Origin of the sequence: Acetobacterium wieringae (assembly GCF_001766835.1) — a bacterium.
Taxonomy (GTDB): domain Bacteria; phylum Bacillota; class Clostridia; order Eubacteriales; family Eubacteriaceae; genus Acetobacterium; species Acetobacterium wieringae.
The window spans coordinates 1-1,204 of record NZ_LKEU01000004.1; the positions used below are offsets into that span (position 1 = coordinate 1).

Sequence of the window (1,204 nt, forward strand, 5' to 3'; positions counted from 1 at the left end):
TTACAGAAATCCCCTGTAAAGATGGAAAACTTTATCTGGCACCCATTTTTGATTGCTATGACGGCAGTATCCGGGGCTTCAGGATGGATGACAACATGCGGGCAGACCTTTGTGTTGAAGCGTTTCAAAACGCCTGCAGAGATGATGGTGCCGAAGGAATGATCCTTCATTCCGATCGGGGCACGCAGTTTACCAGCCAACGCTTTCGAAAGGTATTAAAAAAAGCAAATGCCATCCAGAGTATGAGTGGCACCGGGCGTTGTTATGATAATGCCCGGATGGAAAGTTTTTTCGCAACGCTGAAAAAAGAGAAGCTCTATAAAATTAATACCAAAAGTATGCCCATGGTTGAAGTCAAAACGATTGTTCATCGCTACATCCATTATTACAATCGTCGACGAATTTACAGTACAAATAATGGCTATCCACCGCTAGTTTATCGGGGGCTTTTTATCGACAATCACCAGCTCGCTGCATAGCATTCAAAGTTTTGATGATTGTTACCGACGATGAGGGCTGGCTATTCTATAGGGGCTTGGAAAATTCCTTGCGTGTTTTGACTGAACTATTATTGACAATTCCAATACCCATTTGTTGATCGCCTTGGTGTTTGTAACAGTCCGATTTTATGATAATACAAAATGGTCTTACTTGTACATCTTGTCAGTTTTGCAAATTCTCCAATTGTTATATCGCTCATCACACTCGTCCTCCTTAAAAACATTATAAACCTCACTCTTAGGGTGAGGTCAAGAAAAATATGATATATTCATTAAGCACATTAATAAGGTAAATGCCCGGTCTGGCAAGTTGGTTTGATTGAATGTGAATACGGTTATTCATAGGTCATGTCAGTTGATATCAGAAGGAATGCCAAGAATACAAGGTATAGGTATCCTAGCATTATGGTATTTTTACGGATTAAATTATAGATGTAGCAGATGCGTGTTAAGAGATTTAGTTGTATAAAAGCGACTAATTTTGAAGCGGTTTTTGATTTTGAGTATGACCTTCTCCGCCACCATGAACTCGCATCAAATATGATGTTAGATAGAATCTGTTACGATTGTAGCAGGTTTTTTTATTTGGAAAAAAGAAATGCTATTCTTACTTTTGGCGATTATCTGGTATTTTGTTTGATGTGACGATATAATTAAAAATAAAACAGTACGAGGTATTATTTATGAAAAAGAAATTGGCAGTG

General features: G+C 38.2%; 2 protein-coding genes. One reads left to right on the top strand and one right to left on the bottom strand.

Going from position 1 to position 1,204, the window contains the following annotated elements; genetic code table 11:
* On the top strand, positions 1-479 hold a 479-nt coding region (locus ACWI_RS00040; protein WP_139142293.1), incomplete at its 5' end, for a DDE-type integrase/transposase/recombinase.
* Positions 480-568: 89 nt separating this feature from the next.
* Here the strand turns inward: ACWI_RS00040 and ACWI_RS18340 are convergent.
* Positions 569-724, bottom strand: a complete 156-nt coding sequence (locus tag ACWI_RS18340; protein WP_341465140.1) for a MerR family transcriptional regulator — start codon at positions 722-724, stop codon at positions 569-571.
* Between the last annotated feature and the right edge of the window lie 480 nt (positions 725-1,204).